The 4183-nt window shown below is 62.9% G+C and carries 4 protein-coding genes; all 4 read left to right on the top strand.

Going from position 1 to position 4183, the window contains the following annotated elements; translation table 11 throughout:
• The first annotated feature begins 233 nt into the window (after positions 1 to 233).
• The 4 genes from ACTJJN_RS04145 to ACTJJN_RS04130 are packed head-to-tail and all read left to right on the top strand — an operon-like array spanning position 234 to position 4152.
• Positions 234 to 1259: an ABC transporter substrate-binding protein gene (locus ACTJJN_RS04145; RefSeq protein WP_004576593.1), complete on the top strand. Its 1026-nt coding sequence runs from the start codon at positions 234 to 236 to the stop codon at positions 1257 to 1259.
• On the top strand, positions 1256 to 2173 hold the full coding sequence (locus tag ACTJJN_RS04140; RefSeq protein ID WP_004576592.1) for an ABC transporter permease: 918 nt from the start codon (positions 1256 to 1258) through the stop codon (positions 2171 to 2173). Before ACTJJN_RS04145 ends, ACTJJN_RS04140 begins: the two co-directional genes overlap by 4 nt.
• Positions 2174 to 2179: 6 nt before the next feature.
• On the top strand, positions 2180 to 2986 hold the full coding sequence (locus tag ACTJJN_RS04135; RefSeq protein ID WP_440780990.1) for an ABC transporter permease: 807 nt from the start codon (positions 2180 to 2182) through the stop codon (positions 2984 to 2986).
• A 17-nt stretch (positions 2987 to 3003) separates the two neighbouring features.
• Complete coding sequence (locus tag ACTJJN_RS04130; protein ID WP_180688354.1) at positions 3004 to 4152, top strand: ABC transporter ATP-binding protein; 1149 nt, start codon at positions 3004 to 3006, stop codon at positions 4150 to 4152.
• The last annotated feature ends 31 nt before the right edge of the window (positions 4153 to 4183 follow it).

Genomic DNA, 4183 nt, shown 5'->3' with positions numbered 1-4183 from the left:
CCTACAGGGCCCTTGGTGCTTTTGACAGGGCGGAGTGATGGCCGGTCGCCTCATACCTCTTGCCAAAATCTTGGAATACCATAATATGATATCCCGTAGACCTTAAACCTGCAGGCCGGCACCTACAATTAAAAGCGGCCATCAGAACACTTTGTTTTAGCTGCTCCCCGAACATTATTGGCGGGCGCACCAAAAGCCCCGCCTCGAATAACAAAAGCAACGAGGGCGTAACCATGCTGTTAAGCAAACGTGTAACCGCAGTGCTGTCCGCCAGCCTGCTGACCCTGGCATGTCAGGCCGCCCAGGCCGCCGACAGCCTCAACTTCGTCAGCTGGGGCGGTACGACCCAGGACGCCCAGAAAGAAGCGTGGGCAGTACCGTTCACCAAAGCCACGAACATCAAGGTCGTGCAGGACGGTCCCACCGACTACGGCAAGCTCAAGGCCATGGTCGAGAGCGGTAACGTGCAGTGGGACGTGGTCGACGTCGAAGCCGACTTTGCCCTGCGTGCCGCCAGCGAAGGCCTGCTCGAACCCCTGGACTTCAACCAGATCAAGCGCGACAAGATCGACCCACGCTTCGTCTCTGATCATGGCGTCGGCTCATTCTTCTTCTCCTTCGTGCTCGGCTACAACGAAGGCAAGCTCGGGGCCAACAAGCCGGTGGACTGGACCGCGCTGTTCGACACCAAGGCCTACCCCGGCAAGCGAGCCCTGTACAAATGGCCCAGCCCCGGCGTGCTGGAACTGGCCCTGCTGGCCGACGGCGTAGCCCCTGACAAGCTGTACCCGCTGGACCTGGACCGCGCCTTCAAGAAGCTCGACACCATCAAGAAAGACATCGTCTGGTGGGGCGGTGGCGCCCAGTCACAGCAGTTGCTGGCCTCGGGTGAAGCCTCGCTCGGCCAGTTCTGGAATGGCCGTGTCTACGCCCTGCAGCAAGACGGTGCACCGGTGGGTGTGAGCTGGAAGCAGAACCTGGTCATGGCCGACTTCCTGGTCATCCCCAAAGGCGCCAAGAACAAGGAAGCGGCCATGAAATTCCTGGCCAACGCCAGCAGCGCCGAAGGCCAGGCCGAATTCGCCAACAAAACCGCCTATGCGCCGGTCAACGTCGACAGCGTGGCCAAGCTGGACAAGGACCTCGCGCCAAACCTGCCAACTGCCTACGCCCAGGACCAGGTCACCCTCGACTTCGCCTACTGGGCCAAGAACGGTCAAGCTATCGCGGCCCGCTGGAATGAGTGGTTGGTCAAATGAAAGTCGCCATCAACGCCCTGCAAAACGCGCAAGGTGCCCCCACGGGCGCCGGCGCCCCGGGCACCGCACCGCGCCGTGCCAGCCTGAGCCAGCGCTGGAAAGGCAGCCGCAACCTGCTGCCCGCCCTGCTGTTCCTTGGCCTGTTCTTCTTCGCCCCGCTGGTCGGCCTGTTGCTGCGCGGGGTGCTGGAGCCAACGCCAGGGCTGGGTAACTACGAGCAGCTGTTCGCCAACTCGGCCTATGCACGGGTGCTGTTCAACACCTTCTCGGTGGCCGGCGTGGTTACCCTGATCAGCGTGCTGCTGGGCTTCCCGCTGGCCTGGGCAATCACCCTGGTGCCCAAGGGGTGGGGCCGCTGGCTGCTGAACATCGTGCTGCTGTCGATGTGGACCAGTCTGCTGGCGCGCACCTACTCGTGGCTGGTGCTGCTGCAGAGCTCGGGCGTGATCAACAAGGCGTTGATGGCCATGGGCATCATCGATGCCCCGCTGGAAATGGTGCACAACCTCACCGGCGTGGTCATCGGCATGAGCTACATCATGATCCCGTTCATCGTGCTGCCACTGCAGGCGACCATGCACGCCATCGACCCGATGGTGCTGCAGGCAGGTTCGATCTGTGGTGCCAGCCCGTGGACCAACTTCTGGAAGGTGTTCCTGCCGCTGTGCCGCTCGGGGCTGTTCTCCGGGGCGCTGATGGTGTTCGTGATGTCGCTCGGTTACTACGTCACCCCGGCGCTGCTGGGGGGCGCGCAGAACATGATGCTGCCTGAATTCATCATCCAGCAGGTGCAGTCGTTCCTCAACTGGGGCCTGGCCAGCGCCGCTGCCGCACTGCTGGTGGCGATCACCCTGGTGCTCTTCTACCTGTACCTGAAGCTGCAGCCGGAATCCCCGGTTGGCAACGCGAGGTAAACCGCCATGCTCCTGTCTCCCAATGCCATGGGCCGCCCGCTGCGTACGGGCCTGTACCTGACCACCGGGGTCATCGCGGCCTTCCTGCTGCTGCCGGTGGTCTTCATTGTGTTGCTGTCATTCGGCTCGTCACAGTGGCTGGTGTTCCCGCCACCGGGCTGGACCTTCAAGTGGTACGGCCAGTTCTTCTCCAACCCGGAGTGGATGGACGCCGCACTGGCCAGCCTGAAGGTGGCCGTGCTGACCACCATCGCCGCCGTGTTGCTGGGCCTGCCCAGCGCATTCGCCCTGGTGCGTGGCCGCTTCCCGGGCCGCGAGCTGCTGTACGGGCTGTTTACCATGCCGATGATCGTGCCACTGGTGATCATTGCCGTGGCGGTATACGCACTGTTCCTCAAGCTAGGTTACACCGGCACGCTGTTCGCCTTCGTGGTCAGCCACGTGATCGTCGCCCTGCCGTTCACGATCATCTCGATCATCAACTCGCTGAAGCTGTTCGACCAGTCGATCGAAGATGCTGCGGTGATCTGCGGTGCATCACGCCTGCAGGCCATTTTCAAGGTCACGTTCCCGGCCATCCGCTCCGGCATGATCGCCGGTGGCCTGTTCGCTTTCCTGGTGTCCTGGGATGAGGTGGTGCTGAGCGTGATGATGGCCAGCCCCGACCTGCAGACCCTGCCAGTGAAGATGTGGACCACCTTGCGCCAGGACCTCAGCCCGGTCATCGCCGTGGCTTCGACCTTGCTGATCGGCCTGTCGTTGCTGGTCATGTTCATTGCCGCCGCCTTGCGCCGGCGCACCGAAAACGCCTGAGCGCGGAGAAAACAACAATGAGTGCAGTGATCAAAGACAACGCGCACGGCAAAACCCTGGTCAGCCTGCGCGGCCTGAACAAGCACTACGGCGACTTCACCGCCGTGGACAACCTCGACCTGGAGATCCAGGACGGCGAGTTTCTGACCTTCCTCGGTTCCAGCGGCTCGGGCAAGTCCACCACCCTGTCGATGCTGGCCGGCTTCGAAACACCGAGCAGCGGCGAGATCCTGGTCGACGGCCAGTCGTTGGTCAATGTGCCGCCGCACAAGCGCGATATCGGCATGGTGTTCCAGCGCTATTCGCTGTTCCCGCACCTGAATGTGCGTGACAACATCGCCTTCCCACTGGCCATTCGCAAACTCGGCGCTGCCGAAACCGCCAAGCGCGTCGACGCCATGCTCAAGCTGGTGCAACTGGAGCCGTTCGCGCACCGCAAACCCTCGCAAATGTCGGGCGGCCAGCAGCAGCGCGTGGCGATTGCCCGGGCGCTCGTGTACGAGCCACGCATCCTGCTGATGGACGAGCCGCTCGGCGCGCTGGACAAGAAGCTGCGTGAAGACCTGCAGGACGAACTGCGCCAGCTGCACCGCCGCCTGGGCATTACCATTGTCTACGTGACCCACGACCAGGAAGAGGCCATGCGCCTGTCGCAGCGCATCGCCATCTTCAGCCACGGCAAGATCGTCGGCCTGGGCACCGGGTACGACTTGTACCAGAATCCGCCGAATGCCTTTGTTGCGTCGTTCCTGGGCAACTCCAACTTCCTGCGGATCAAGGCCAGCAGCAATGGCGCAGGCAGCTTCGAGGGCCAGCCAGTGGCCATTCGCTTGACCCCGGGGCTGGCCGCCTCGCAGGATGCACTGATCATGGTGCGCCCAGAAAAGGCCGTGGCCCTGACCGCCGAACAGGCCATGCGTGAACCGCTGCCGGCGGGTTGGAACGAAGTCAGTGCCAAGGTTGGTGAAGTGCTGTTCCTGGGTGAAAGCCAGACCTGTCATGTGGTGACTGCAGGGGGTACCGAGCTGACGGTGAAGGCCCTGTCGGCCGCGGGCATGCCCATGCAGCCGGGCGACAGCGTGAAGGTGCGTTGGGCAGTGGCCGACGCTTGCATTTATACCGAATGGGCCGAGAGCGACCTGAGCAAGTCGGCCGGGGCACATTAACCTCTTCAGCGTTGCAGCGCCTGCCAGATCG

The sequence above is a fragment of the Pseudomonas sp. 22515 genome, assembly GCF_052044625.1.
GTDB classification, from domain to species: Bacteria; Pseudomonadota; Gammaproteobacteria; order Pseudomonadales; family Pseudomonadaceae; genus Aquipseudomonas; species Aquipseudomonas alloputida.
The sequence above is the reverse complement of the archived record's forward strand: the minus strand, read 5'-3'. Positions and strand labels throughout refer to the sequence as shown.